This is a genomic window from Pseudomonas sp. 15A4, assembly GCF_016925575.1.
GTDB lineage: Bacteria > Pseudomonadota > Gammaproteobacteria > Pseudomonadales > Pseudomonadaceae > Aquipseudomonas.
In genome coordinates this window covers 2902281-2928854 of the sequence record NZ_CP068986.1, presented here as the reverse complement: position 1 = coordinate 2928854, position 26574 = coordinate 2902281, and the positions used below count along the sequence as shown (strand labels likewise).

The following is a 26574-nucleotide window of genomic DNA, read 5'->3' as shown; positions in this document are numbered from 1 at the left end:
AGGAGGGGCCCAACCAGGAGCACAAGCCCTTGGTTACTTGGGGCTTTATCAAGTAACTCGCCGAAGGCGAAACAGTCTGCCCCCAGGCAGACGCTTTTGATCTAGAAGATCCTGAAGAAGCCCTACGAATCCCGCCTCAAATCCGGCGGAATCGGCAGATTATCCCTGAGCGGATCAGGCCGCTTGCCACGCCCCGCCTGATACTGCCGAATCTGATACACATACGCCAATACCTGCGCCACCGCCAGATACAACCCCGCCGGAATCTCCTGATCCAACTCCGTACTGTAATAAATCGACCGCGCCAGCGCCGGCGACTGCAACAACAGAATCTCATGCTGCGCCGCAATCTCCCGAATCTTCAACGCCATGAAATCACTGCCCTTGGCCAACAGAATCGGCGCACCGCCCCGCTCCGCGTCATACTTCAACGCCACCGCATAATGCGTCGGGTTCGTGATAATCACATCCGCCTCCGGAATCGCCGCCATCATCCGCCGCTGCGACATATCCCGCTGCAACTGACGAATCCGCTGCTTGACCTCCGGCCGCCCTTCACTGTCCTTGTGCTCATCGCGCACCTCCTGCTTGGTCATCAGCAGCTTCTTGTGAGACTCCCACAACTGCACCGGCACATCGATTGCCGCGATGATCAAAAGGCCCATCGCCATCCACAGCGTGCTCCAGCCCACCAACTGCAAACTGTGCACCACCGCCATCTCCAGCGGCTCCTTGGAAATGGAAATCAGGTCGGCCTGGTCCTTCATCAGCACCACCAGCGCCACTGCCAGCACAATCAAAAACTTCGCAAACGACTTCAACAGCTCAATCAGCGCCTTGGGCGAGAACATCCGCTTGATGCCGGCAGCCGGGTTCATGCGGCTGAACTTGGGCGCCAGGGAGCCGGCGGCAAACAACCAGCCGCCGAGGGAAATGGGACCGACGAACGCCGCTACCGTCAACGCCAGCAGGATCGGCTGCACCGACAACAGCGCCGCCTTGCCCGACGCCATCAACATGATCGCCATGCTGCGCTCGTCGAGAATCGCCTCGCGGGTGATGGTGAAATTGTCGCGCATCAACTGCATCATCATTTCCGCCATGGAGCCGCCAAACGCCAGCAATCCCGCAGCACCCACGATCATCACGACGACCGTGTTGAGCTCCTTGGAGCGGGCGATCTCGCCCTTCTCACGGGCGTCGCGTTTGCGTTTGTCCGTGGGGTCTTCTGTCTTGTCCTGACCACTCTCGCTTTCGGCCATGTCAGCGCGCCTTGACCAGGTCTCTGAGCAACTGCAAGGCGTCGACCGCCAGCGGTTGATATTGGTTGAGAATGTCGCCGAGGGTGATCCACAGAATCACCATGCCCAGCACCAGCGTCAGCGGAAAACCGATCGAGAAGATGTTCAGTTGCGGTGCCGCGCGGGTCATTACGCCCATGGCGATGTTCACCACCAGCAGCGCAGCGATGGCCGGCAGCACCAACAGCAGTGCCGCGCCGAGCACCCAGCCCAGACGCATCACCAGCAGCCAGATGTCCGTCGTACTGATGCCCTGCCCCACCGGCAAGGTGGTGAAGCTCTCGATGAGGATCTCGAAGACCAGCAAGTGTGCGTTCATGGCCAGGAACAGCAGGGTCACGAGCATGGTCAGGAACTGCCCGATGGTCGCCACCGACACCCCGTTGACAGGGTCGACCATGGACGCGAAGCCCATGCCCATCTGAATCCCGATGATCTGCCCTGCGATGACGAAGGCCTGGAAAAACAGCTGCAACGACAGGCCCATGCCGGCGCCGATAAGGATCTGCTGCGCGATCAGCAGCAGCCCGCTGAGGTCCAGCGCCTGCACGGCGGGCATGGGCGGCAGGCTCGGCGCGACGACGACCGTGATCGCCAGCGCGAAATACAGCCGCACCCGCTTGGGCACCAGCGTGGTTCCAATGATCGGCATGGTCATCAGCAACGCGCCGATGCGGAACAGCGGCAGCATGAACGCCGCCACCCAGGTGCTGATCTGGGTATCGGTCAACGCCAGCACAGGATCCATCGCGGGGTCAGCCGATCACTTGAGGAATGCTGGTGTACAGATTGGTGATGTACTCCATGAAGGTGCGCACCATCCACGGGCCGACCACGATCAGCGTGACCAGCATGACCAGCAGGCGTGGCAGGAAGCTCAGGGTCTGTTCGTTGATCTGCGTCGCGGCCTGGAACATCGAGACGATCAGGCCGACGATCAAACTCGGTACGACCAGAATGGCAACCATGGTCGTGGTCAGCCACAGCGCTTCGCGAAACAGGTCGACGGCTACTTCCGGGGTCATGCTGCGCACTCCACATCAGACGAATTCATACGCCACCAAAACTGCCGGCCAGGGTGCCGATGATCAGCGCCCAGCCGTCCACCAGCACGAACAGCATGATTTTGAACGGCAAAGAGATGATCAGCGGCGACAGCATCATCATGCCCATGGCCATCAGGATGCTTGCCACCACCAGATCGATGATCAGGAACGGGATGAAAATCATGAAGCCGATCTGGAACGCTGTTTTCAGTTCGGAGGTGACGAACGCCGGTACCAGAATCGTCAGCGGCGCCGCATCAGGGGTCGCGATGTCGGTGCGCTTGGACAGGCGCATGAACAGTTCAAGATCGCTGGAGCGGGTCTGCGCCAGCATGAAATCCTTGATCGGCACTTCGGCCTTGGCCACGGCGTCCTGGGCGGTGAGTTTTTCCGCCAGGTACGGCTGCAAGGCATCGTTGTTCACCCGGTCGAACACCGGCGCCATGATGAACAGGGTCAGGAACAGCGCCATGCCGGTGAGAATCTGGTTGGACGGCGTCTGTTGCAGGCCGAGGGCCTGACGCAGAATCGAGAAGACAATGATGATCCGCGTGAAACTGGTCATCAGCATGACGAACGCCGGGATGAAGCTCAGCGCCGTCATGATCAGCAGGATCTGCAGGCTGACCGAGTATTCCTGTTGACCGTTGGCGCCGGTGCCCAGCGTGATCGCGGGGATCGACAACGGATCGGCGCCGAACGCCAGCGGCGCTGCAAGCAACAGCAGCAGCGTCAAAACAATGCGCATCAGTTCGTGTCCTTCTGATCCGGAGTCTCTGTCAAACCCGTCTTGCCTGGCGTACCTGCCTTCTTCCCTGCGGCACCGAAAATATTGATGCCTGTGCGTTGCCCGGGCGCGCCCTTGTTGCCCAGCGCTTCAAGCAGGCGCCTGGCGAATTCCGGCTGCGCGTTTTGCGCCTCTGGAACCTCGACCGGCTCATTCATGACGTGCAGCGCGGTAATGCTGCCGGGTGAGACGCCAAGCAACACCTGTTCGTTGCCGACCTGCACCAGCACCAGCCGATCGCGGGTCCCCAACGCGCGCGAGCCCACCAGCTTGATGACCTGATTGCCAGCCGGCCCCGCGCGCTGCACCCGGCGCATCAGCCAGGCCAGGACGAAGATCAGCCCGATCACCAGCAGCAGGCCGAGCACCAGTTGCAGCAACTGGCCGGCCATCCCGCCATTCACCGTACCGGCCACCGGCGCGGCGACGGCAGGCGCCGTGTTGGCAGCCGTCGTCGCCGTGGTTGCGGCTGGCGTGGCAGGCATCGCTGGATCAGCCGCCATCACCGCCCAGGACACTGCCAGCAGTGGCAAGCTCGCGAGGGTTCTGATCACGCGGCGCACTTAACGCAGCTTCTTGATACGTTCGCTCGGGCTGATCACGTCGGTCAGACGGATGCCGAACTTTTCGTTCACCACCACCACTTCGCCGTGGGCGATCAGGGTGCCGTTGACCAGCACGTCCAGCGGCTCGCCAGCCAGACGGTCCAGCTCGATCACCGAGCCCTGGTTGAGCTGCAGCAGGTTGCGAATGTTGATGTCAGTGCTGCCCACTTCCATGGAAATCGACACCGGGATATCCAGAATCACGTCCAGGTTCGGGCCGTCCAGAGTGACCGCGCCGTTGCTTTTCGCCACGCCGCCAAACTCTTCCATTGTCATGCGATTGGCGGCGTTGCCCGCGTCGGCCGCCAGCAGCGCGTCGATGTCCGCTTGCCCGTCCCCGGATTCACCCAGTGCCGCCGCCCATTCATCGGCCAGCGCCTGGTCGTCTGCGGAAGTCATTTCGTTGTCATTAGCCATGGTTGTCCTCGGGGAACTCTGATTCGTTTACGCAGCACATTCGGTTTGCCGACGACGGAGCGTCAGCGGCGTTCTATGGGTTCGACCACTTGCAGGGCCAGATTGCCCTTGTGCGAACCCAGTTTGACCTTGAAGGACGGCACGCCGTTGGCGCGCATGACCAGGTGTTCCGGCAGCTCGACCGGGATCACGTCCCCCGGCTGCATGTGCAGGATGTCGCGCAGCTTGAGCTGGCGCGTGGCGACCGCGACGCGCAACGGCACCGACACGTCGAGCACGTCCTGCTTGAGGGCATTGACCCAGCGTTCGTCCTGATCGTCGACATCCGACTGGAAACCGGCGTCGAGCATTTCGCGCACCGGTTCGATCATCGAATACGGCATGGTCACGTGAAGATCGCCGCCGCCGCCATCCAGTTCGATATGGAAGGTGGACACCACGATCGCTTCGCTCGGGCCGACGATGTTGGCCATGGCCGGGTTCACTTCCGAGTTGATGTACTCGAAATTGACTTCCATGATCGCCTGCCAGGCTTCCTTCAAATCAATGAAGGCCTGATCCAGCACGATGCGCACCACGCGCAGCTCGGTCGGGGTGAATTCCCGTCCTTCGATCTTGGCATGACGGCCGTCACCGCCGAAGAAGTTGTCCACCAGCTTGAACACCAGCTTGGCGTCAAGAATGAACAGCGCGGTGCCGCGCAGGGGCTTGATCTTGACCAGGTTGAGACTGGTCGGCACGTACAGCGAGTGCACGTATTCGCCGAACTTCATCACCTGCACGCCACCCACGGCCACGTCAGCGGAGCGGCGCAGCAGGTTGAACATGCTGATGCGGGTGTAACGGGCGAAACGCTCGTTGATCATTTCCAGGGTCGGCATGCGTCCGCGGACGATGCGATCCTGACTGGTCAGGTCGTAACTTTTTACGCTGCCGGGGTCGGCAACGCTATCGGTCTGTACCAGACCGTCGTCGACGCCATGCAGCAGCGCGTCGATCTCATCCTGGGACAGCAGGTCTTGCACGGCCATGTCGTGGTCCTACTGCAGTACGTAGTTAGTGAAAAGTACCTGTTCGATCACGCTCTTGCTCAGCTCTTTCTGGCCCACTTCCTGGACCACGGCTGCCGCCTTCTGGCGCAGCATTTCCATGCCCACCGGCGTTGCGATGGTATCGAATGGCTGACCGGAGAACATCATCACCAGGTTATTACGGATGACCGGCATGTGCGCTTTCAACGCCTCAAGATCAGCCTTGTCACGGGCGAGCAACGTGATGCTGACCTGCATGTAGCGCTGACGGCCATTGACGTTGTAGTTGACGACGAACGGCGGCGTCAGCGGTTCGAAGATCGCCTCTTTTTTGGCATTCGCCGCTTCCGCCACGGCAGCCGGGTCCGGCTTGCTTTCGGCCTTGTGCATGATGAACCAGGTCGCGCCTACCGACACACCAATGGCCAGCAGAAGCCCCACCACAATGAGGATGATGACTTTCAACTTGCCCTTTTTTGCGGGGTCCGCCACTGCTGCGTCGTCACTCTTCGCCATGCCAATAATCCGTCACTATCCAAAGGGTTCGGTGTTGCGTGACAGAGGAAGAGCAAGGGTTGTGCCAGAACGGCAGCCGCAAGCTGCAAGGGTGAGCGGCAAGTAAAAGCAAAAGGCGGCAGAGCCCGAGAAACCGAGGTCTCCCATGCACTGCCGCCCTTGATCCTGCTTTTACTTGCCGCTTGCAGCTAGCCACTTGCCTCTACTGAAAACGCCCCAGCGTTGGCAGGGCGTTTTCAGGCGTAATAGTCGACCGCGCTGGAACCCACGACCGTCAGAGGCGCATGGGCGGCGGCCGAGGCGGCGTCCACCGGAGCGCCGTCGGCGATGAGGTCGCTGCCGCCGACACCATTGGCAGCGTTGCTGCCGCCGCTGCGTTGGCCGTCGCCGCCCGACTGCTGTTGTGCCTGTTGCTGCCAGCCACGGGACTGGTCGGAGACGTTGACGTCGACCTGGCCCATGCCCTGCTGAACGAAGGACTCACGCAAGCGCGCCATCTGGCTTTCCAGGGCTTCACGCACGCCGACGTGGGCGCTCATGAACGTGACCTGGGTCTGCTGGTCCGCCGCCATATTGACGCGAATGTCCAGACGGCCCAGTTCAGCGGGCTCCAGCTGGATATCCGCCTGCTTGAGGTTCTGGCTCGACAGGTACATCACGCGGTTGACCACGCCTTCTGTCCACCCTCCCTGATTCATCGCCAGCGGCTGATTGAGCAGCGGCGCGGCCGGAGCCGAGGTATTTTTTGCTTGGGCGGCCTGTGACAATGCAGCCAGACGATCGGCGAAGTTGTCGATGCGCGTATCGCTGGCGGCACCTTTCACGTCTTTCAGGCCGTCAGCCAGCAGACCGCTGAACGCGTTGTCGCCGCCGCCTTCGGTGGTGCTCTTGTCCACGGGCTGGTCACCCAGCGCCGCCAGGTTATTGGCCAGCAACTGCGAAGGGTCGGCGTTCGGGTCCTGCTTGCCGCCCCCTTGCCGTCTTTGCCGTCGCCATGCACACCGTTGTTCTGCGCGGTCTGCTGCGCCTTGTTTTCCAAGGCGACCTGCACAGCGGTCAAGCCTTCCAGCGGATCGGCGGAAGGATCGAAACCGTCGTCCGCGACGTCGGTTGCATCCGTCGGCGCCTGCACAGCCGGCGGCGGAATCACCGGCAACGGCAGCGTGCCGGCGAGCAGCGTCGGATCAACCGCGGGTTCCACAGTCACGGGCTCTTGCACAGGCGCCGTGACCGCCAATGTCGGGTCCGCTACAGGGTCTACCGGCGGTGCGTCGGCCAGCGTCGGGTCGTGCGCGTCGTCAGTGCCGTCATTCTTGTCGTCAGCCTGACCCTGGCCCGTGCCCGCGTCGTCATCAGCCTTGCCGTTCACCGCTTTGGCAGGCAAGCCATTGCCGTTATCGGCAACGGTCTTGTCGGCGGCGGCAGACGTATGGCTGGCGGCGGGCTTGTCGTCGGCTGCCGAACTCTTGGCGCTTGCCGGCTTCGGCGCCGGATTATCCGCGCTGTGGGACTTGGACGGCGCTTGCCTGGCGAACACGTCGGAGAAGCTGGAAGTGTTGTGCTTGACGGGGTCCGGCGCCTTTACCGGGGCGTTGTTCCCGGCTTTCTGGGCTTTGGCCGCTGTCAAAGCCGTCAATAAGGGGTTGGTGGCGAGGGCCATGTGAATCTCCGCAAGAGCACAATTGCAGAGAGACAAAGCAAATGGCGGGCCAAGTGCTGGGCGCGGCTGGATTGAGGGTGCGCTTCAGACCAACGGGCAGGCCAGGGCGTCGGGCCTGGAGCCCCGCCAGGCAGCCAACTCAGTGATTGGCATGGCAGCGTTCAAGCTCACGTTCGAAAATCGCCCGGACCATGAAAAACTCCTCCCTGATCTGGGACACCAGCGAGCGGATCTGCGCGTCATCCGCTGCCACCATCCCGCGCCCCTGCTCTTCAAGTTGCAGACACAGCTCGGACAAATGTGTTGCGCCCATGTTGCCGGTGCTGCCTTTGAAGCTGTGGGCCATCAGGCCAAGGCGTTGCAAAGATGCCGTGGCGGACGTCGTGAAGGAAGGGTCGCGCAGCAGCAGGGTCATGTCGTTGACGCGAAGGGTGGAATCGGAAATGAACACCTTCAGCAGCGCCGGGTATTCAGCTTCCATCACGTCACGCAGCGTGCTGAGCACGTTGAAGTCCACAGGGTTATTCGACACTTGTTCACTCCTTGATCAAGACGCGCGGATTATGCCAGACCCTCCCAGACAAATTCCACGCTGGCCGTCCGGCCATCATCGGTCCACTGACAACGATCGCTGAGTTGCCGGACCAGCGCAAGGCCGCGCCCGGACAACTGGGTGACCGCAGGGGGCAGCGCCAGCACGCGATCGGCATCAAAACCCGCACCACTGTCCTGCACTCGCACCGTGAGGCAACCGCCCTCGCCATTCGGGACGATCTGGAAATCAATGCGAATGAAGCCGTCCTGGAGACGATCGAGGCGTTCGGCGCGTTGCTGGTAGTAACGCCCAAAACCTTCGGCATCGCGTTTCAACGCCGAGTCCAGCCCGAGCACGCCATGTTCCAGCGCATTGCTGTAAAGCTCCGAGAGCACGATATACAGCTCGCTGCTCTGCATGCGCAAGCCGTGCACTTCTTGCAGCAGCTGCAGCAGATACGGCAGCGGGTTGAAGCGCTTGAGTGTTGCCGCGCGGTACTCGAACGAAGCGGACCAATCCAGCGGACTGGAATCGCCGCTGTCGGTGTAAATGACCGAGGGTGGGCCGAGCAAGTCAGGCTCGGTGAAGGCCACTTCGACCATGCTCACATCGTCCCGCGCCTGCCCGCGAAACCGCGCCAGGGCCCACTGCACTTCTTCGATCAGCAGCGCCGGGTTGCGGTTGCTCACCAGCACGTTCTGCAGGCGTCGGGCGCCGAACAGTTCGCCGTCCTGGCCGGTGCTGTCAACCACGCCGTCGGACAGCAGAAACACCCGGTCCCCCGGCCCAAAGGGATACACCTGGGTATTGTCGTCAAAGCTGCCGGCGCTCAGCACACCGAGGGGCACGTTTGACGAAATCAGCGGCGTATGCGGCCGGCCGTCACCATGCAGCAGGTAACCATCCGGCAGGCCGCCGTTCCAGACCTCGACCAGTTGCTGCTTGAAGTTCAGGCACAGCAGCGCCGCGCAGCAGAACATGTCCACCGGCAGGATGCGTTTGAGTTTGGCATTCATTTCTCGCAGGGTTTCGGGCAAGCCGTATCCCTTGGCGGTCATGCCGTAGAACACTTCGGCCAGCGGCATCGCGCCTACCGCTGCCGGCAAACCGTGGCCGGTGAAGTCCCCCAGCAGCAGGTGCATGTTGCCGGACGGCGACCACGCGGCCAGCAGCAGGTCGCCGTTGAACAGTGCGTAGGGCGATTGCAGGTAACGGATGTTGCGCGAACTCAGGCACCCGGAGTGGGCGATCTGGTCGAACACCGCCTTGGCCACACGTTGCTCGTTGAGCAGGTATTTATGGTGGCGAGTGATCAGGTCGCGTTGGTGCAGGACGGTTTCCTGCAGCACGCGCAGGCGGTTCATGGCGTTGATCTTGGCGGCCAGCACCACTTGGTTATAGGGCTTGGCAATAAAGTCGTCTCCCCGGCGTCGAGGCAACGGGCGAGGTCTTCGCCTTCGGTCAGGGACGTCAGGAAGATGATCGGCACGAGCGCGTCACCGGCGAGGGTCTTGATCTGGCGCGCGGCTTCGAACCCGTCCATGACCGGCATCATGGCGTCCATCAGCACCAGTTGCGGCCGCCGCCGGTCGAACAGCCCGACGGCTTCGGCGCCGTCGCTGGCGGTCAGAACGTCATGGCCCTGCCGGCTGACGATGGCGGACAGGAGCATGCGGTCGCTGACGTTGTCATCGGCGATGAGCACCGTCAGGCGATCGGAGGCAGATGGCATCATCAGGCGATTTTGAAGAGTTTGGAGAAATTGGAGATGCTGAGGATTTTGTGGACGTCGGCGTTGCAGTTGACCAACTGGACTTCGGCTCTCTCGCCGCCAGCATGGTCGCGCAGCAGGAGGAGCATACCGAGCGCTGAACTGTCGAGGTAGGTCGTGTCTTTCAGGTCAACCGTATAGCGTTTGGCCTGGTTTTCTTTTTCGTAGGCGCCGCGAAAATCCTGGTGCGTCGAAAAGTCGAAGCGTCCTTTGATGGTGATGGTCAGTTCTTGGCCATCGGCGGAGCGTTCGGAGGTTACTGACATTGGCAAATTCCTTGTATGAAACAGCGCCAGACGCTTGAGTTTTAGCAGCCCTTGTGAGGCATGGCAAATGGTCGTAAAGATCAACATCATCTGCCTGGGGGCAGATGGTTTCGCCTTCGGCGAGTTACTTGGAAAAGCACCCCAAGTAACCAAGGGTGCTTGCTCCTGGTTGGGCCCTTCGTTCCTCAGGGTCCCTTCACTCCGGTCTCGCTCCGTGGGCCCGCTGCCATCCGCCATCCATGGCGGGGGCAGCTCTCGCCGCATCCATGCGGCTCGGCCCACTCCACGAGACCTCCGTTCAGCCTGCACCCAAGTCGCGATTGGCGGTGTTTGGGCTTTCTATGTACGAAAATCAAAAACAGATCAAAAACAGATCAAAAACAGATCAAGAGCTTCCCGGCTAAAGCCAGTCCTACGGTCAGAGCCACAACCAATCCACGGGATGCATGCGATCCCTTAGTGGGACCGGCTTCAGCCGGGAAGAGGCCGGTTTGGTCGCCATCAGTTTTGCAGTGTGTCTTCCGACGCCTTCCCGGGTAAAACCGGTCCCACTATGTAGTCGTCATCACCATTTTCGTTGCCTTTGCCTTTGCCTTTGCCTTTGCCTTTGCCTTTGCTTTTGCTCTTCAAACGCAAAAGGCCCAGACACCTCAAAACGCGACTTGAGTGCAGGCCGAGCGCAGGTTTTGCGCAGTGGGCCGAGCCGCATGGATGCGGCGAGAGCGCCGTTGCGGACATGGATGTCCGTTCGGCGCGGGCCCACGGAGCAAGACCGGAGCGAGGGAACCCGACGAAGTCAGGCCAAACCAGGAGCAGGCACCCTTGGTTACTTGGGGTGCTTTTCCAAGTAACTCGCCGAAGGCGAAATGTCTGCCCTTAGGCAGACGCTCTTGATCTTAAGGATCTTGATCTTGATCTTGATCTCAAGCTCTTAAAACTGCTCAGTCCGGGGCAACCGCTGAACCAACTCATCCAGCAATTTCTGCTCGCGTTTATCTTCCAGCGCACGCGCCTCATCGATATACCGCTGCACCAGCTTGCGCAGCCCCTCCACCCGCGCATAGGCCTTCTGCCACTCATCGCGCGCCTTGTTCAGATTATTCTGATGCCACGCCAGACTCTGACGCTGCTGCGCCACCGCCGTCTCCAACTGATTGAGGAAGCGCTGATAATTCATCAGCCACTGGCCCGACACCCCATGGGCGCCCTTGTCGATCCACTGCTGCTGATAATCCGACCGAAACTTATCCAGCTCACCCAACTTGGTTTCGGCCAGCCGCACCTGACCCTGAAAATGCCCCAGGCGCTGCACGGCGGCCTTCTCGACCTTCTCGGCCATCTCGACCACCGGCGCGAGACGGCCTGCGCGACTGACTGCCATGACCGATTAACCGCCGGCCTGAGGATTGAAAATCTTCGCCAACTGCTCCTCGCTGCTCTGCATGCTCTCGTTCTCCTGCAAACCCTGGCGCAGATACTTCACCAACTGCGGCTGCAGCGAAATCGCCAGGTCAGTCTCGCGATCGCCGCCGGCCACGTACGCGCCGACGCTGATCAGATCACGGCTCTGCTGGTACCGCGACCACAACTGTTTGAAATACTGGGCCTGAACCATGTGCTGCGGATCGACCACGGACGGCATCACCCGGCTGATCGACGCTTCGATATCAATGGCCGGGTAATGCCCCTCTTCCGCCAGTCGCCGCGACAGCACGATATGGCCGTCGAGCACGCCTCGGGCCGAGTCGGCGATCGGGTCCTGCTGGTCGTCGCCTTCGGACAAAACCGTGTAGAACGCCGTGATCGAGCCACCGCCCGCCTCGGCATTACCGGCGCGCTCCACCAGCTTGGGCAGCTTGGCGAACACGGACGGCGGATAGCCCTTGGTCGCCGGCGGCTCGCCGATGGCCAGGGCGATTTCCCGCTGGGCCTGGGCGAAACGGGTCAGCGAATCCATCAGCAACAGGACGTTCTTGCCCTTGTCTCGAAAATACTCGGCGATGCGCGTGCAATACATCGCGGCGCGCAGACGCATCAATGGCGCATCATCCGCCGGAGAGGCCACGACGACCGAACGCTTGAGGCCCTCCTCGCCCAGGCTGTGCTCGATGAATTCCTTCACCTCGCGGCCCCGTTCGCCGATCAGCCCGACGACGATAATGTCGGCCTCGGTGAAGCGGGTCATCATCCCCAGCAGGACGCTCTTGCCGACGCCGGTACCGGCAAACAGGCCCAGACGCTGACCGCGTCCGACCGTCAATAAACCGTTGATGCAACGAATACCCACGTCCAGCGGCTGGCTGATCGGGTTGCGTTTGAGGGGGTTGATGGTCGGGCCGTCCATCGGCACCCAGTCTTCGGCTTTCATGCCGCCCTTGCCGTCGAGGGGCGACCGGCGCCGTCGAGAACGCGGCCGAGCATGGTCATGCCCATCGGCAGGCGACCGGTGTCCGGGAGTGGCACGACCCGGGCGCCCGGCGCGATACCGGAGACGCTGCCGACCGGCATCAGGAACACCTTGCCGCCGGAGAAGCCCATGACCTCGGCTTCAACCTCGACCGGGTGATGACTGCCGTCGTTGATCACCATGCAACGGCTGCCCATGGCCGCGCGCAGGCCTTCGGCTTCGAGGGTCAGGCCGACCATGCGCAGCAACCGTCCTTCGACGATTGGCTGCGCCGGCAACGAGATCGCGTCGGGATAGGTGCTCAGGCGTTTGGCGAAACTGGTGCGTTCAAGGCGCATCGACAGCACCCAGCGGGTAAGTGGTTTTCTCGGCGCTCTGGAGCGCCTCTTCCAGTTCGATGGTCACATCGGGCGGCGCCGGGTGCAGGGCCTGCTCGTGCAGCTGATCGAACATTTTGCCAAGGGCCTGACTGATCCGCGCCTCGACGGTGGCGTCGATGCGGCTGTGCTCGCTCTCGACCCGGCAACCACCCGGCTGCAGCGTTTCGTCCTCGAGAATGCGCCAGGTTTCCTCGTGACGCTCACGCATGGCTTTGACCAGCGCGAAGTCCTGCGGGTTGACCAGAATGCGCACGTTGGCCGCGCCCATGGGCAACAGCCGCAAGGCTTCGCGCAGCACCGTACCGATCTGGCTGGAGTCGGTTTTCAATTCGCGCTGGATGACCTGGCGGACCACATGTTCGACCAGTGACACCATCGATTTCTCGATCTGTGCGTCCTGGTCGGCGATCGGTTCGAACAGATGCCCCATCAGGACTTCCATGCTGTCGAGCTTGGCCGCCAGCGCCACTTCCGCTTCCTGACGAACCTTGAGCTGGGTGCTGTGGAAACCCTCTTTTTCACCGATGGCAAACCCCTCGTTGTAGGCGTCCTGACGGATGCTTTCCAACTCTTCCAGGGTCATGGGCTGGACTTCTTCCAGCGGCACTTCTTCGCTCTCGGCGAGCTCGGCCTCCTCGACCACCGGTTCCGGCTCGGGCACTTCCACGTGCGGGTCAAAGCTGGGCAAGGCCCAGACGTCGATCCCGCGCAAATCCTGTGCCCGGATGAGCTCACTGGGTGCTGCTTTATCGGAGCTGGACATCAACGGCACCTACGCTTAAATCATTTCCTCGCCACCCTTGCCGCCAAGAACGATCTCCCCGGCCTCCGCCATACGACGGGCAATGGTGAGAATTTCCTTCTGGGCGCCTTCGACATCGCTGACGCGAACCGGGCCTTTGGCTTCCAGGTCGTCGCGCAGCAGTTCGGCGGCACGTTTGGACATATTCTTGAAAATCTTCTCTTTGATGGCGTCGTCCGAGCCCTTCAGTGCCAGTACCAGCACGTCGGAGGAGACTTCGCGCAGCAAGGCCTGGATACCACGGTCGTCGACATCGGACAGGTTGTTGAAGACAAACATGAGGTCTTCGATCTGCGTCGACAGGTCTTCGTCCACTTCGCGGATCGAGTCCATGAGCTGGCCTTCGATCGAGCTGTCGAGGAAGTTCATGATATCCGCCGCACGCTTGATACCACCCAGGGTAGTACGCGACGTGTTGGCGTTGCCCGAGAACTGCTTCTCGAGAATCTGGTTCAGTTCTTTCAGCGCCGCCGGCTGTACGGTGTTCAGCGACGACACGCGCAGGATGATGTCCAGGCGCACCTTGTGGTCGAAATGGCTCAGCACTTCACCGGCCTGATCGGCGTCCAGGTACGCGACGACGATGGCCTGGATCTGCGGGTGCTCGAAACGGATGACGTCGGCTACCGCACGCGGTTCCATCCACTTCAGGCTGTCGAGACCGCTGGTGTTGCCGCCCAGCAGAATCCGGTCGATCAGGCCGTTTGCCTTGTCCTCGCCCAGTGCCTGGGTGAGCATCTTGCGGATGTAGCCGTCCGAGCCGATGCCGACGCCGGTCTGATCGCCGACCACGTCGACGAACTCGCTCATCACCTGTTCAACCTGCTCGCGGTGCACGTTGCGCATCTGCGCCATGGCCACGCCGACCCGTTGAACCTCTTTGGGGCCCATGTGGCGCAATACCTGAGCGGCGTCCGTCTCACCCAGGGTGAGGAGCAGAATCGCGGCTTTATCCACGCGGGTCAGTTTGACTGCAGCAGCTCTATCACTCATCAGCGTTGATCCACTCTTTGACGACCTGGGCTACCCGCGCCGGGTCCTCGGCCACAAGGCTCTTGATTGCGTTGAGCTGTGCGTCATAGCCCTCGGTAGGGCTCGGCAACAGAATACTTTGCGGACCGCCCAGACTGACGCGGTCGTTTGCCAATTCACCGTCCATCCCGATCATGCCGCCCAGCTCGGAGTCGCTGTCGCCGGCCTTGCCCTGAGGATTGGTGATGCCCTTCAACACCGGACGCAGTACACCAAACACCAGCACCAGGATAAAGAGCACGCCCATGGCCTGTTTGACGATGTCCCAGAACCACGGCTGCGAGTAGAACGGAATGTCCGGGATCACTTCGCCGCGATCGGTGGAGAACGGCACGTTGATCACGCTGACGCTGTCACCACGGCTGGCATCGAAGCCGACGGCGTCCTGCACCAGACGGGTGAAGCGCGCCAGTTGATCAGCGGTCCACGGGACCATCGTCGTTTCGCCGTTGGCCGGGTTGACCTTGACCTGATCATCGACCACCACCGCAACCGACAGGCGATTGACCTTGCCCTGCTGCTGCTTGGTGTGGCTGATGGAACGGTCGAGCTCGAAGTTCTTGGTCGACTGGTTACGCTTGTCGGCCGGGTACGGCGCCAGCATCGGCTGACCGGTCGCCGGGTCCATGATCTGTTGACCGTTGGCGTCCAGCAGCGGTTGGCCCGGTGCGATGGCGCCTGCGGCACCGGCAGCACCCGCGGCGGCGTTCTGTGGCGCAGTTGCCGGGCCTGGAGGCTGGTTACTCAGCGCACCGGGTACGCCTTGCGGACCGCTGCCGCTGGAACGTTGTTCGTTGACCGTCTGCTCGCTGCGCAGAGCAGGCGTGTCCGGGTTGAAGCTTTCGGCGGTGGATTCAACAGCGCTGAAATCAACGTCTGCCGACACTTCGGCCTTGTAGCGGTCATTGCCCAGTACCGGCTGCAGGATGTTCTGCACGCGCTGGGTGAGCATGCTTTCCATGCGGCGGGTGTAATCGAATTGCTTGCCGGCCATGGACAGCTCGGAATTCTCGGCCTGATCGGACAGCAGGTTGCCCTTCTGATCGACGACGGAAATCTGTGACTTGTTCAGCTCAGGAACACTGGTAGCGACCAGGTTCATGATGGCCAGCACCTGACCGGGCTCCAGCGAACGACCGGCATACAGCTCGACCAGAATGGAAGCGCTGGGCTTGCGATCGTCACGCACAAACACCGAGCTCTTCGGAATCGCCAGGTGAACGCGAGCGCCCTTGACGTTATTGAGGCTGGAGATCGTCCGCGCCAGTTCGCCTTCCAGGCCACGACGATAACGAGTGGCCTCCATGAACTGACTGGTGCCCAGGCCTTGATCCTTGTCGAGGATTTCGAAGCCGACGTTGCCGTCGGTCTGCGCAATGCCGGCACCGGCCAGCTTGATGCGGGCGCGGGACAGGTCATCGGACTTCACCAGCAACGCGCCGGAGTTAGGCTCAACGGTGTAAGGAATGTCGGCCTGGGCCAGCGTGTCCATCACCTGCTTGGTGTCAACGCCCGACAGGCTGCCATAGAGCGGCTTGTAATCGGGCTGTTGCGACCAAAGCACCACGGCGAAACCAATCGCCACGCTGGCAGCCAGACCGACCATGAGGCCGACCTGACGCAGCATGGTCATCTCGGAGAGATTTTGCAGGAAGGCCAGCCCGAACATCGGCGGCTTGCTTCCTGGCGTACCCGTTTTGGCGGGTACGTTATCGACGACGGCTTCGGCCATGACTTAAATCGTCCTCAAACCGGCATTTGCATGATGTCTTGGTACGCCTGAACCAGCTTGTTGCGTACCTGGGTCAGCGCTTGAAACGAAACGCTGGCTTTCTGCGATGAGATCATCACGTCGGTGAGGTCCACGCCGCTCTTGCCCATTTCGAAAGCGGTCGACAGCTGATTCGACGCCTGCTGGGTGTCGTTTACCTTGTTCACCGCCATGCCGAGCATGTCAGCAAAACTGCTCGCACCCGCCTGTTCTGGCGCTGCGATTGCCTTTGGCTGAGCCATGGCATCCATCTGCATGGAGCGCATGTCCAACATCAAGCGATTAAATTCAACACCTTGGGTCATGACGTTTCTCTCAAAAGGGCCGCAAATTTTTGACACGGATTCAGCGGTTACCTAAGCATTAGCAACAAGGGTGCCAGACCAATAGCGGCAATGTGCCACGTTTGATGAAAGTCTTCGGATGAGTATTTATACGGACACATAAACGTCGGAGCCGACTTGCTGGCGAACGCGACGGGTCAGGCAAAAATGATGCGTCTGACACTCGGCATTCGCCAGCAAGCCGGCTCCCCACAGATCATTTCAGGCAGGTTCAGGAGGCAAACAAAAACCCTTCGACATCCATGCCCGCGTCGCGCATCTGCGCCAGCTTGTAGCGCAACGTACGCGGGCTGATACCCAGGCGTTCGGCGGCCTCTTTGCGGCGGCCACGCTCGGCCCGCAGGGTGTCGATGATCATCTGGAACTCCCGGCGACGCAGGTCTTCACCGAGGGCGCCGGCCCCTTCCCCGCCGGTGGAATCGGGCGACGCTTCCATGGCGCCGGTTGCGATGGCGGGCACCTGAGGCACCGGCGCGGCGGCGAATGTCACCGGCCCGGCAAGACAGAAGTCCTCGGCCTGAATCACGCCGCCCTGCTGCAGAATCAACGCCCGCTGCACCGCGTTGTCCAGCTCTCGGACATTGCCAGGCCAGGCGTAGCTGATCAGGCACTTCTGCGCCTCGGCCGACAGCCGCACCGGCCCGTGTTTCATTTTATTGACGTGCTTGGCCAGCAGACGCTCGGCCAGCGGCAGAATGTCGGCGGGACGCTGACGCAAGGATTGCCACGCGAGCGGGAACACCGACAGCCGATAAAACAAGTCCTCGCGGAAACGCCCTGCCGCCACTTCACCGACCAGGTCGCGGTTGGTCGTCGCCACTACGCGAATGTCCAGGGCGATGGGCTTGCGCGCGCCGACCCGCTCCACTTCCCGCTCCTGCAGCACACGCAACAGCTTGGCCTGCAGGCCCATGGGCATTTCGGAAATCTCGTCCAGCAGAAGGGTGCCGCCTTCAGCCTGTTCGAACTTGCCAGGCTGGGAGGCAATGGCCCCGGTGAACGAGCCCTTCTCGTGACCGAACAGCGTGGCTTCGAGCATGTTGTCCGGGATCGCCGCGCAATTGATTGCGATGAACGGCTTGTCGGCGCGGGGCGATTGCTGATGAATGAAACGCGCCAGCACTTCTTTACCGGTGCCGGATTCGCCTGAGATCAGTACTGTCGAATCACTTTTCGCGACGCGACTGGCCAGGCTCAGCAACTGCACGCTGGCGGGCTCGACCGCAATAGGCCCCTCGCCATCGGCCGGCCCGAGCCGACCCAACGCATGACGGGCAACCAATGCCAACAGGGCCTTCGGCTCGAAAGGTTTAACCAGATAATCGGCCGCGCCCTGACGCATCGCATCCACCGCGCGGTCGACCGTGCCATGGGCCGTCATCAGCAGCACCGGCAACTGCGGGTAGCGGCTGCGCAACTGACCCAGCAATTGATGGCCGTCCATGCCGGGCATATTGACGTCGCTGACCACCAGACTGAACGACGAATTGGCAGCGACTATCAAGGCCTCTTCCGCCGACCCGACCGCTTCATAGGCATGGCCAGCGAGCGCCAGGGTTTCGCCCAGTGCTTCACGCAGAGAAGGGTCATCCTCAACCAGCAGCACGTTGAGGGTCATGGGCGCTCACCTGAAGAAATCATCAATGCGCCAGCGCCAGGGTCAGTCCCGGCGCCAGGAACCAGGGGCAACGACACGATGGCGCAGGTGCCACGGCCCGGGCGCGAGCGGAATTCGACACGCCCCTGATGCGCCCTTGCCACCGCTGTGACCACCGCCAGACCGAGGCCGGTGCCCGTGGCCTTGGTGGTGAAGAATGGCTCGCCGATGCGGGCCAGCGCCGCTGGCTCGATGCCGCTGCCACTGTCGCTCACACACAGCCGCAACGTGTTGCCGCGGTTATACGCATGAATCTTGATACGGCGCCGCCCGTCACTCTGGCCGGCACTGGCCTGGACAGCGTTTTCAATGAGGTTGAGCAGCGCGCCGACCAGCGTGTCACGGTTGCACAGCAATTCACCCGTCGGGCTGTCGCATTGCCAACGCACCGCCACGTCACGCACATGGGTCTGGGCGGCGGATTCGAGGGCGGCGACCAGCCCGGTCGGCGTCACCCGGTCAGTCAGCGGCAGTTCGCCACGGGCGAATACCAGCATGTCGCGGACCTGATGCTCGAGCTCGTGCAAACGCTCTTTCAAACGTCCGGCGAAGCGCTGTTGGGTTTCGACGCTCAAGGCCTGTTCGGCCAAGTGGCTGGCGTAGATCATTGCTGCCGACAGCGGCGTGCGGATCTGATGGGCCAGGGACGCGACCATGCGGCCCAGGGATGACAAACGCTCATGACGCGCCAGCTGGCTTTGCAGATGGCGGGTTTCGGTCAGGTCGTTGAGCAACACCAGTTGGCCCGGCTCGGCGTCCAGGGAACGAGTGGCAATGGACAGACGGCGGCCGTCCTTCAGGGAGATTTCGTGGCCGTCATCTTCGCGTGGCGCAAAGCAGCGGGCGATGACGTGGCGCCAGAGCATGCCGATCAGTGGCTCGCCCAGCAGATCCAGCGCGGCGGGATTGGCCTCCCGGACCATGCCGGTGCCGTCGATGACAATGACGCCGCCGGGCAGCAGGTCCAGCAGGTTCTGCAGGCGGTTCGCCAGGCGTTCTTTCTCCGCCAGCTCCTGCATGCGCTGGGCGCTGACCACGGCCAGCTCGCCCTTGAGCTCAGTGACCCGTGCTTCCAACAGGCCGTAGGAGTCAGTCAGTTGAGTCGACATCTGGCTGAACAATGCGAAGGCCTGTTCAAGCCCTTGCCTGCTCGCCACTTCCGGGGACTGCTGCACTAACGAACCCATGGCTAAAGCTGGTTCGGAAGACATCTGAGCGGCCTGGGGCATAGTTGATCTCTCGGGTAGCGAACCGTCAGTAAACGGTATGTTCCCAGAGACATAGCAATCCTCGTGCCGAAAAAAACCGCTGAAAAATCAGCGGTTTATTTTTGGCGCGTCAATCGACAGTCAGTCTTCGACCTGCTCGTCGCCTTCGCGACGGCTCATGCCGTACTTGCGCATTTTCTCCACCAGCGTGGTGCGGCGGATGCGCAGACGTTCGGCGGCCCGTGCCACGATTCCGTTTGCGTCATCCAGCGCCTGCTGGATCAAGCCCTGTTCCAGGCCACCGAGGTAGTCCTTCAAGTCCAGGCCTTCAGGCGGCAGCAGCGCGCTGCTGCCGAAGTTCGGCGTATGACCGTTAATGGCCACGCGCTCTTCGAGATCGCTGCGCAGGCTGTCGACCAATTGCTCGTCTTCGTCGTCGACGTAGCGGAATTTCTTCGGCAGCTCGGAGACGCCGATGACGCCGTACGGGTGCATGATCGCCATGCGCTCGACGAGGTTGGCGAGTTCACGCACGTTGCCAGGCCAGCCGTGACGGCACAAAGACATGATAGCGGCGGAGTTAAAGCGGATCGACCCACGTTTTTCGTGTTCCATCCGCGAAATCAGCTCGTTCATCAACAGCGGAATGTCTTCCACCCGCTCACGCAACGGCGCCATTTCAATCGGGAACACGTTCAGACGGTAGTAGAGATCCTCGCGGAAACTGCCGATCACGATCATGTCTTCAAGATTTTTATGCGTCGCGGCGATGATCCGCACGTCGACGCTCTGGGTCTTGTTGCTGCCCACGCGCTCGAAAGTGCGTTCCTGCAGGACGCGCAGCAGCTTGACCTGCATCGGCAGCGGCATGTCGCCGATCTCATCGAGAAACAGCGTGCCGCCGTTGGCCAGTTCGAAGCGCCCTGCCCGGCTGGTGATGGCGCCGGTGAAAGCGCCCTTCTCGTGGCCGAACAGTTCGCTTTCGAGCAACTCGGCCGGAATCGCGCCGCAGTTGACCGGCACGAACGGCGCATCGCGGCGCTTGGAGTGGTAATGCAGATTACGGGCAACGACTTCCTTGCCGGTCCCGGACTCACCAAGAATCAGCACGCTGGCGTCGGTGTCGGCGACCTGCTGCATCATCTGGCGCACGTGCTGAATCGCACGACTGGTGCCGACGAGGCTGCGGAAAAGATTGGGTTCGCGCTGGCGCCCACGTTCACGGGCCTGGTCGTACATCTCGCGATAGACCTGGGCGCGGTGAAGGGAGTCCAGCAGTTTGCTGTAGCTGGGCGGCATCTCGACGGTGGAGAGGACCCGGCGGCGCAGATCGTCCGCCAGTTCGGTCGAGGAGTTCTCGCCCATCAGCAGGACCGGGAGAAACTCGTCCCACGCGGCCACGGTTTTGAGCAGGCCCTGAAGGCTGCCCGGGGCGTTCACGCTGCCGACCAGCACGCAGAGCACTTCTCGGGTGGAGGTCAACGAACCCACGACTTGCTGCCAGTCTGTGCTGGAGCAGGACAGGTTCTCATCACCCAGAAAATTCAGAATCACCGCCATGTCACGGCGGCGCTGGCTATCGTCATCGATCAGCAGGATTTTGATTTCACGCCACATGCAATAGCAACTTCCCTAGTCAACTCGATGCCCGATCACGGGCAAGCTTGGCTTTCGTTTCGTCCGTTGAGACGCGTCAATCACCGAAATTAGTGAACTTCACTAGTTAAGTCAAAAAACCGTACACAGTCAATTATTTGGCGTACATATTTTGGCTATGGACCAAGTGTCAACCGAACAGATGGTAAACCTTTGCCGCGCTTTTCGCTCGCTGGATCTGCGACATTTCGTCGACGATCGCTTGACGTTCGCCCACAGCTACGTCAATAAGCTTGCGATAGACGCCTAGCAGCTCTTCCAGATTGTTTCGCAATTCAGGCTCATCGTTGCTCGCCTGGTTGATGACTTCGTCGACGCAGGCCCGGCAGGCCATATCGAGCTGGCCGATTGCCTCCCAGTCACGCTGCTCGAGGGCATCGACCAAGGCTTCACGGGTTTCTTCGATTCGCTTGAGTGCAACGCTCATGGGTGTCTCCTTCAGAGCACGGGCTGTTGTTCGCCGATCCCGTCCCAGCCTTCCTTGACCGTGGTCAGCAGGCCGCTGACTTCATCAAGGATCTTCGGATCGGATTTGATGTTCGCTTCTGCCAGACGCTTCATCAGGTACACGTACAGATTGTCGACATGGGCCAGGGCTTCCGCCTGCTTTTCCATGTCCAGACCTTCACGCAGACCGCCGATGATTTCAATCGCCTTGCCAATCAACAGCCCTTTGGCGGGGATGTCCTTGCGCTCGATGGCGCCCTTGGCCTGGGCGATACGGTCAAGGCCGGCTTCCATCAGCATCTGTACCAGACGGTGTGGAGTGGCCACTGCAGTCTGGGCATGTGAGTTGACCTTCTGATACTGACGAAGGGCTGCCATACGGTTCATTGTCTTACCTCGCAAAACTCGAAGTTTCTATAGTGAGGGTATCGACACGGCCTGAAAAAACTTTAAGGCCAGATGCCAAAAACCCGGCACCAGGGCCGGGTCATCTTCAGCGCGCCAACGTTTACGCGTTTTTCTGCGCGTTAAGCGAATCGAAGAACGAGGTGATATTGGTCGCCGAAGCTTTCAACTGCCCCACCAGCAAGTCCATCGCGTTGTATTTGGCGGTCAGGGTGGCCGTCAGGGTCGTGACGCGCAAATCGAGCGCGGCTTGCTGATCCTGAAGGTTGCTCTGCTGTTTGTTCAGGCTGGTCTTGCGGGTGTCGAAAATGCCGCCAGTCTGGGTGTAAGGCGTGACAGCCGCATTCATCCGGGCCAGCAAACCGTTCTTGCCGTCTCCGGTACCGGTGAACAACTGCTGAACGTCACCCGCCAGCCCCGCATCCATCGCGGCGGTGAATTTCTTGTCGTCCAGTGTCAGCTTGCCGTCGCTCTGACCGGTCGTGATGCCCAACTGAGCCAATACCGACAGCTCGCCTGGTGCACCGGTGGTGACCAACTCTTTGCGCAACGCCGAAATGATCGCACGGGGCATTGCGTCGCCGGTCAGCGAGGCCGGCGTGACCGTAGCGCCGGTTGTTTTGTCCGGGGTGTCACTGACCGAAGCTTTCGTCACCGTGGTCACGGCACTGAGCACCGCGTTGTAGGAATCGACAAAGGCCTGCAGTGACGCCTTCAGGTTGTCGGTGTTGGTGCTCACCGTCACCGTGGTGGTGGTGCCGTTACTGCCGGGCAACAAGTTCATTGTTACCCCACCAAGGGTTTTGTCGACCGTGTTGCTTTTGCTCGTGACTTGCAGTCCATTGATCGTCAAAGAAGCGCTGACTGGCGGCTCGCCAATGTAACCGGCCGACGAAGCGGAGTTCGCATCAAGCTTGTCGGTTTTACCAATGGTGAAACCGGCAATGCTGCTGCTGGTGGTGATCTCGGAATCAGCACCAGTCACTGTCGAGCCGAAAACCAGGCGCGTGCCTTTGTCGTCCGTGATGATGTTGGCACTGATGTTGGTGGTTTTTGTATCTTTGTTGATCTGCGCCGCGACCGAGGCCAGGGTGGCCCCCTCCGGAATGGTGTAAGCCTTGGAAATGCCATTTTGAGTGAGGGTAAGGTCCCCACTCGGAATGGCACTGGTAGCACCGCCGGCGAATGCAGCCGTGGCGACGCTCGAACTGGTGGCAATGTTCTTGACGTTGATCGAATAGGTGCCGGGCACTGCGGTGTTATCCGAGCTCACGGTCATCTTGGTTTCGTCGGAAGACTTCGCCGCGTAGCCAGTGAATTGCAGTTTACTGGTGGTGCCGGACGGAGGATTGACCAGCGCCTGGAACGCCGACATCGCCGATTGCAGCGTGCCGATGCCCGACAGCTTGGTGGTGACCAGCTTGGTCTGGGTGGTGATCTGGGTTTGCTTGGCGGTTTTGTCGGAATTGACCAATGCGGTCACGATTTCACCGATTGCCAAACCCGAGCCGAGGCCCGTAGCAGGTGTAATTGGACTAGCCATGTGAATCTCCTTTCAGTTGTAGTCAGCATGTTGACGAGCACGCTACGCCCAAAGGCAGCGTTCACGTTTTATGCCATTTAAACTTTCGCGTCGAATAACAGGCTGTTTGCGTTCTTCAGACTGTCGGCGAGTTTCAGCGCTTCAGCGGACGGCAATTGCCGCACCACTTCTCCTGTTTCCGTGGCGATCACTTTCACTACCACTTTCCCCGACTTGTCGTCGATGGAGAACTCCAGGTTGCGATGAACCGACTGAAAGAACTGTTCCATTTGCTTGACGGCCGCTTCCAGTTCTTCTGACTTCTTGCCTGGGTCTGAGTCTTTACTTGTCGACGTCTCGGACTGCGCAGAAGCAGCCGGAGCAGAAACGACTTGAGGCGCCACGGCTGGCTTGTCAGCAACCACAGGCACCGCGGGCAACGACTGGACCATCGAATAAGACAAATTGAGCCTGCTACTTATGTCCATGTCCACTCACCTCTTGAACGTAAAAAGCGGGAGAGCACGCAAGCATACTCCCCGCCAAACTCTAACCGTTATTACTGAAGCAGTTTCAGAACAGCGGATGGCAGCTGGTTAGCCTGGGCCAGAACAGAGGTGGAAGCCTGTTGCAGAGTCTGTTGTTTGGTCAGGTTAGCGGTTTCAGCGGCGAAGTCGGTGTCTTGAATACGGCCCAGTGCAGCAGTGGCGTTTTCGTTAACGTTTTGCAGGTTGGAAATGGTGCTGGTCAGACGGCTTTGCGAAGCACCGAGGTTTGCACGAGTGCTGTTGATCGTTGCCAGAGCAGCGTCAATTGCAGTGATTGCGTTGTCGATGTTGGTGCTGGCGGTGGCGCTGGTGCCAGTGATCGCAACCGAACCGCTTGCAACCGACAGGGAAGTAGCGTCGAACTTGGAGCTCAGGACCAGGTCGATGCGGTTAGCCGAGCCAGTGCTCGAGCCTACTTGCAGGGTCATGGTGCCAGCCGAACCGTCCAGCAGGTTTTTGCCGTTGAGGTTGGTCGAAGACGAGATACGAGTCAGTTCGTCGGACATCTGACCGAATTCAGCGTTCAGAGCGGTACGGTCAGCCGTGCCGTTAGTGTCGTTTCGCGACTGAACAGCCAGTTCACGCATACGCTGCAGGATGTTGGTCGACTCTTGCAGAGCGCCTTCAGCGGTTTGAGCCATCGAGATGCCGTCGTTGGCGTTCTTGATTGCTACGGTCTGGCCGCGGATTTGCGACGTTTCGCGGGTTGCGATCTGCAGGCCGGCTGCGTCGTCTTTAGCGCTGTTGATTTTCAGACCGGAAGACAGACGAGTCATCGAAGTCGACAGTGCATCGGAAGCTTTGGACAGGTTCTTCTGAACAGCCAGGGAAGCTACGTTGGTGTTTACGCCTAAAGCCATGATGAATTCCTCGTGAGTTGTTTGCTGCGGCTATCCGGCCCTGGCAAGCGCCGGGTGTGGCCTAGAGAACCTACGTAATGTTTATCGTCGCGGTTGCCAGGAGCTTGAGGGCTTTTTCAAATTTATTTGCCACCAGAGCGCCACCCCCGCATTTTGTTGTCCGGGGATACACAACGTTTCGGCGCACTCCCCGGAAGCTTTAACCTGACCCGGCGATTTGTTAACCAGTTCTCAAAAGACGGGCGCCCCCTGCGGCGCGCCCGGTGTGGTAGCCCTCTCTATAGAGAGGCTTGGGTTATTGCAGGAGCTTCAGCACGGCGGCTGGTAGCTGGTTGGCCTGGGCCAGGACTGCTGTGGAGGCTTGCTGGAGGGTTTGTTGTTTAGTCATTTCCGCGGTCTCAGCAGCGAAATCGACGTCTTCAATCTGACCTCGGGACGCGGTGGCGTTTTTGGTCATGTTCTGGAGGTTTTCCATGGCGCTCATCATGCGGTTCTGATTGGCCCCCAGGTCGGCGCGTGCGGAGTTGATCTTGCCGATCGCCTTATCAAGAGCCTTAATGGCGTATTCGATGTTTTCGGTACGGGCAGGTTTGTTAAGTGCCTCATCTGCTGACTTCGCATCAGCAAGGATTTTCTCGGCGTCAGTCACCGCCTTTTTGGCGAGATTAAGGGTGTCGACTTCCGCTTGGGTAGGCGCTTGGATACCTGCAAAAGTAGCCTCAGCTGCAATGAGCCCGGTCTTCGCCGTTTCAATGTCGGTCGCCATCTGCGGCGTGACAGTGTTGACGATGTTGCGCGCCCCACTGCCGTCAATTGAGAGCGGCGTGTAATCACCTTTGACGATGGCCGCCGAGCCCGAATGTGTTGCAGTTGCAGCAACAGCCGCGCGATCTTCAGTCGCCACAAAGATTGATTCGGAGGAGAAATCGTCCCCCAACGTAAGGCTGATCTTCTCGGTAGCCCCGACATTCGCACCAATCTGAAAACTCAGTTCGCCCGCACTTCCATCTAGCAAATTTAACTCAGCGCCGAACGTTGTACCTTTGGCAGTTCTGGATACTTCGGCCGTCAGCTTCAAAAACTCGGCGTTCAGTGCATCCCTTTCTTTCGGGCCTTTATCACCGTTTGCGGCCTGCACAGCGAGGTCTCGCATCCGCTGCAAGTTATTCAAAGACTGATCCAACGCTCCTTCAGCCGTTTGAATAATGGATATAGCCGCCCCCGCATTACGTGTCGCGACAGTCATGCCACGTATTTGAGTTGTCAGTCGAGTGGCAAGTTGCAATCCAGCAGCATCGTCCTTGGCAGTATTGATGCGCAGCCCTGATGACAGGCGGGTCATCGCAGTGCTCAGCGAATCGGAAGACCGGTTCAAGTTCCGCTGAACAGACAGCGACGCAATATTGGTGTTTACAGTCAAAGCCATTTTTAATTCCCTCGTTGATAGAAACGGAGGGTTCTCTGATGTCGGGGAAGTCCATTTCTCCCGGAGAACCTACAGTCCCGGTATCGACGATCTGCACATGGGCTTTAACAGCAAACACTTCCCGCAGGCTGTACTACCACTACACTTGCAGGGTAATAAAACAGCTAAGTTATT

The 26574-nt window shown here is 60.4% G+C and carries 25 protein-coding genes and 3 pseudogenes; all 28 read right to left on the bottom strand.

The features are described 5' to 3' along the window. Positions 1-122 precede the first annotated feature (122 nt). A complete protein-coding gene (gene flhB / locus JN403_RS13190; protein ID WP_205482719.1) occupies positions 123-1262 on the bottom strand; it encodes a flagellar biosynthesis protein FlhB in 1140 nt (379 codons plus the stop codon). A gap of 1 nt (position 1263) precedes the next feature. Continuing rightward, entirely contained in the window at positions 1264-2049 is a 786-nt protein-coding gene (gene fliR, locus JN403_RS13185) for a flagellar biosynthetic protein FliR (RefSeq protein ID WP_122534887.1), read from the bottom strand. 7 nt (positions 2050-2056) lie between these two features. Next, positions 2057-2326 carry a flagellar biosynthesis protein FliQ gene (gene fliQ / locus JN403_RS13180; protein WP_065987304.1) on the bottom strand — a complete coding sequence of 90 codons (270 nt, stop codon included), beginning with the start codon at positions 2324-2326 and terminating at the stop codon, positions 2057-2059. 25 nt (positions 2327-2351) lie between these two features. Continuing rightward, on the bottom strand, positions 2352-3095 hold the full coding sequence (gene fliP, locus JN403_RS13175; protein WP_065987303.1) for a flagellar type III secretion system pore protein FliP: 744 nt from the start codon (positions 3093-3095) through the stop codon (positions 2352-2354). 119 nt (positions 3096-3214) lie between these two features. Then, positions 3215-3619, bottom strand: a pseudogene (gene fliO, locus JN403_RS13170) (flagellar biosynthetic protein FliO); the annotation flags it as partial. 78 nt (positions 3620-3697) lie between these two features. Continuing rightward, a complete protein-coding gene (gene fliN, locus JN403_RS13165; protein ID WP_122534885.1) occupies positions 3698-4156 on the bottom strand; it encodes a flagellar motor switch protein FliN in 459 nt (152 codons plus the stop codon). Between the two features lie 62 nt (positions 4157-4218). Next, positions 4219-5187 (bottom strand): flagellar motor switch protein FliM, encoded by a 969-nt coding sequence (gene fliM / locus JN403_RS13160; protein ID WP_074892976.1) that lies wholly within the window; start codon positions 5185-5187, stop codon positions 4219-4221. A gap of 9 nt (positions 5188-5196) precedes the next feature. Continuing rightward, positions 5197-5703, bottom strand: a complete 507-nt coding sequence (gene fliL, locus JN403_RS13155; RefSeq protein ID WP_122534884.1) for a flagellar basal body-associated protein FliL — start codon at positions 5701-5703, stop codon at positions 5197-5199. A 236-nt stretch (positions 5704-5939) separates the two neighbouring features. Continuing rightward, entirely contained in the window at positions 5940-6599 is a 660-nt protein-coding gene (locus JN403_RS25490) for a flagellar hook-length control protein FliK (RefSeq protein ID WP_240356547.1), read from the bottom strand. Next, positions 6533-7363, bottom strand: a complete 831-nt coding sequence (locus JN403_RS25485) for a hypothetical protein (protein WP_240356545.1) — start codon at positions 7361-7363, stop codon at positions 6533-6535. Before JN403_RS25485 ends, JN403_RS25490 begins: the two co-directional genes overlap by 67 nt. A 139-nt stretch (positions 7364-7502) precedes the next feature. Then, positions 7503-7895, bottom strand: a complete 393-nt coding sequence (locus JN403_RS13145; protein WP_240356543.1) for an Hpt domain-containing protein — start codon at positions 7893-7895, stop codon at positions 7503-7505. A gap of 29 nt (positions 7896-7924) precedes the next feature. Next, positions 7925-9630: pseudogene (locus JN403_RS13140) on the bottom strand (SpoIIE family protein phosphatase). 2 nt (positions 9631-9632) lie between these two features. Next, positions 9633-9935, bottom strand: coding sequence for an STAS domain-containing protein (locus JN403_RS13135; protein ID WP_205487306.1), 303 nt, complete (start codon positions 9933-9935; stop codon positions 9633-9635). A gap of 931 nt (positions 9936-10866) precedes the next feature. After that, positions 10867-11316 carry a flagellar export protein FliJ gene (gene fliJ, locus JN403_RS13130; RefSeq protein ID WP_122624330.1) on the bottom strand — a complete coding sequence of 150 codons (450 nt, stop codon included), beginning with the start codon at positions 11314-11316 and terminating at the stop codon, positions 10867-10869. Between the two features lie 6 nt (positions 11317-11322). Then, positions 11323-12680, bottom strand: a pseudogene (gene fliI, locus JN403_RS13125) (flagellar protein export ATPase FliI). Further along, positions 12670-13485: a flagellar assembly protein FliH gene (fliH, locus tag JN403_RS13120; RefSeq protein ID WP_122534878.1), complete on the bottom strand. Its 816-nt coding sequence runs from the start codon at positions 13483-13485 to the stop codon at positions 12670-12672. The pseudogene fliI and the gene fliH overlap by 11 nt, the downstream one beginning before the upstream one ends. A 15-nt stretch (positions 13486-13500) precedes the next feature. After that, positions 13501-14517 (bottom strand): flagellar motor switch protein FliG, encoded by a 1017-nt coding sequence (gene fliG, locus JN403_RS13115; protein WP_122534877.1) that lies wholly within the window; start codon positions 14515-14517, stop codon positions 13501-13503. Then, the gene (gene fliF / locus JN403_RS13110; RefSeq protein WP_122534876.1) at positions 14510-16288 is read right to left on the bottom strand and encodes a flagellar basal-body MS-ring/collar protein FliF; all 1779 of its coding nucleotides are present in this window, start codon (positions 16286-16288) and stop codon (positions 14510-14512) included. The genes fliG and fliF overlap by 8 nt, the downstream gene beginning before the upstream one ends. A 14-nt stretch (positions 16289-16302) precedes the next feature. Next, positions 16303-16632 (bottom strand): flagellar hook-basal body complex protein FliE, encoded by a 330-nt coding sequence (fliE, locus tag JN403_RS13105; protein ID WP_065987290.1) that lies wholly within the window; start codon positions 16630-16632, stop codon positions 16303-16305. Positions 16633-16882: 250 nt separating this feature from the next. Then, complete coding sequence (locus JN403_RS13100; RefSeq protein ID WP_205482717.1) at positions 16883-18289, bottom strand: sigma-54 dependent transcriptional regulator; 1407 nt, start codon at positions 18287-18289, stop codon at positions 16883-16885. Continuing rightward, positions 18286-19557 (bottom strand): ATP-binding protein, encoded by a 1272-nt coding sequence (locus tag JN403_RS13095; RefSeq protein WP_205482716.1) that lies wholly within the window; start codon positions 19555-19557, stop codon positions 18286-18288. Before JN403_RS13095 ends, JN403_RS13100 begins: the two co-directional genes overlap by 4 nt. Positions 19558-19677: 120 nt before the next feature. Beyond that, positions 19678-21153, bottom strand: coding sequence for a sigma-54 dependent transcriptional regulator (locus JN403_RS13090; RefSeq protein WP_205482715.1), 1476 nt, complete (start codon positions 21151-21153; stop codon positions 19678-19680). Between the two features lie 169 nt (positions 21154-21322). Further along, positions 21323-21619, bottom strand: coding sequence for a flagellar protein FliT (gene fliT / locus JN403_RS13085; RefSeq protein ID WP_122624327.1), 297 nt, complete (start codon positions 21617-21619; stop codon positions 21323-21325). Positions 21620-21630: 11 nt separating this feature from the next. Further along, complete coding sequence (gene fliS, locus JN403_RS13080; protein WP_122534871.1) at positions 21631-22026, bottom strand: flagellar export chaperone FliS; 396 nt, start codon at positions 22024-22026, stop codon at positions 21631-21633. 121 nt (positions 22027-22147) lie between these two features. Further along, entirely contained in the window at positions 22148-23587 is a 1440-nt protein-coding gene (gene fliD / locus JN403_RS13075) for a flagellar filament capping protein FliD (protein ID WP_205482714.1), read from the bottom strand. 77 nt (positions 23588-23664) lie between these two features. Beyond that, positions 23665-24054 (bottom strand): flagellar protein FlaG, encoded by a 390-nt coding sequence (locus JN403_RS13070; RefSeq protein ID WP_122534869.1) that lies wholly within the window; start codon positions 24052-24054, stop codon positions 23665-23667. A 71-nt stretch (positions 24055-24125) separates the two neighbouring features. Beyond that, positions 24126-24974, bottom strand: a complete 849-nt coding sequence (locus JN403_RS13065; protein ID WP_037011586.1) for a flagellin domain-containing protein — start codon at positions 24972-24974, stop codon at positions 24126-24128. A gap of 295 nt (positions 24975-25269) precedes the next feature. Further along, complete coding sequence (locus tag JN403_RS13060; RefSeq protein ID WP_205482713.1) at positions 25270-26400, bottom strand: flagellin; 1131 nt, start codon at positions 26398-26400, stop codon at positions 25270-25272. Positions 26401-26574 lie beyond the last annotated feature (174 nt).